The 1389-nt window shown below is 70.0% G+C and carries 1 protein-coding gene; it reads left to right on the top strand.

The genetic code is table 11. The features are described from left to right. Positions 1-582: 582 nt before the first annotated feature. Positions 583-1389 (top strand): Rho termination factor N-terminal domain-containing protein (locus tag DD1DGNOD_RS22415; RefSeq protein ID WP_206443364.1); only part of this gene is annotated, 807 nt, incomplete at its 3' end.

Genomic DNA, 1389 nt, shown 5'->3' with positions numbered 1-1389 from the left:
GTGCTCGACCTGCCCGTCGACCGGGATGGGGCGCAGGTCGAGGTCGTCGCCGGCTGACGGCGACACCGGCCGTCGGCGCTGTCCGAGGCAGGTGTCGGCCGGTGGGCGGGCGTGCGGGTGTCTCCCGCGGGCATACCTGCCCGACATGCCCCACAAGTCCGGTGGACGGTCTTCGCGAGCGCGACACGCCAGCTGAAATAGCCCCGGCCCGGGTGGGAAACGGAGGACTCCGAAGCAATACGGCTCCAAGGATGTTGCCCAGGTGACTGCGTCTGGATAGTCTGATGACTGCACTCGCTGCTGCCGCGGCGCGTGCTCGCCCGCCGGTGCCACCGGCTCCTCGTAGCCGGAACCCGGTACCGGACTTGGTGCCTCAGCCTCGTCATCGAAGCCTCGGCCAGCACCGGTTAAGTCCTCAGCGGGACAGACGAGTTCGCACGCGGTACTCAGCCGTTGGCGCCGTCCACGGGCGCTCTGCTTGCCCACCGGCGCTGAACATCGTTTCCATGGGATGCCCAGGCGAAGAAGGTCAACAAGTATCACCCGGCTTCCGTAAGCCGGTCCCTTCAGGGAAGGAACATCTTGAGCGACACCACCGACGTGCTGCCGGACAGCGCACGTGAGTCCGCGGAGTCCCAGACACCGATGTCGTCCGTGGACACCGGCTCCACGCGACGCCGGCGCTCAGGCACCGGCCTTTCGGCCATGCTCCTACCGGAGTTGCAGGCCATGGCAACTTCGTTGGGTATCCAGGGTGTGGGACGCCTGCGAAAGGGGCAGCTCATCGCGGCCATCCAGAACGTGCAGGCTCCCAGCGGCGTGAGCGAGAGCGATGCGCCGGCTGCAACATCTCCAGCGGCCGCTGCTCCCGCCACGAAGCCGGAACCGACCGTGCAGGTGGCCGACGCTGTGCAGGCCTCCGGTGCCGCCGGCGCGGCCGTGCCAGCTGAAGCAACCGCACGTGGACGCAGCCGCCGTGCCGCCTCCCGCGTGTCGGGAAGTCCGTCCATCTCCGCAGCTGAGCAGGCGACCCTGACCGACGTCCTGCCCGGCCCCGGGCGCAAGCAGTCAGGTAGCGTGATCGTTCCCGATTCCACGAACGGCGCCGAGGGCACGCGGGCCTCCGGCACGCAGGAAGCCGCCGCGGTGCCGTCCGCGGCCACGACGGACAGCGCACCTGCCGCGCCGCTGCCCAGCGCACCCGACACGCCGGTGACCAGCGTGTCGGCGGAGACGCTGGTGGCCGAGCCGGCCGGCGTCCCCCGGGTGTCGGAGAACGGAAGCGTCCGGACCCGCGAGGACAGGCGTGACCGTCAGCAGTCTGACAGCGACCGGTCGTCGACTGATCGTCCTGCGCTCGGTGAGCGTCAGGGACGCCAGCAGGGTGAG

The organism is Candidatus Protofrankia californiensis, from assembly GCF_900634765.1.
Classification (GTDB): Bacteria; Actinomycetota; Actinomycetes; order Frankiales; family Frankiaceae; genus Protofrankia; species Protofrankia californiensis.
Note: the sequence above shows the minus strand (reverse complement) of the source record. Positions and strands in the feature narration are given on the sequence as shown.